The organism is Tenacibaculum sp. AWR4_210, assembly GCF_056160945.1.
The window spans coordinates 1-258 of record NZ_JBSWYF010000092.1; the positions used below are offsets into that span (position 1 = coordinate 1).

The window sequence follows — 258 nt, forward strand, 5'->3', positions numbered from 1 at the left end:
CGCCGGTAGCTGGACTTCCTCCTAAGGCTGCAAATAACTGCGCTGATGTTACCGTGCTTCCTGCACAGATCGTTAGTGTTCCGTTAGTTCCTGCATTTGGTAAAGCCTGTTCGCTTACCACTACCTGAGCTGTTGCGGCTGTGGTACATGGTGCGGTTGCTGCTACGGTATATGTATAGGTATTAGCCCCTGCTAAAGCTGGTGACCAAGTTCCGCCGGTAGCTGGACTTCCACCTAAGGCTGCAAATAACTGTGCTG

1 protein-coding gene is annotated in these 258 nt (G+C 51.9%); it reads right to left on the reverse strand.

Annotated elements, in window-relative coordinates; all coding sequences use genetic code 11:
• Positions 1–258 (reverse strand): hypothetical protein (locus ACXAG7_RS20160; protein WP_476667957.1); only part of this gene is annotated, 258 nt, incomplete at both ends.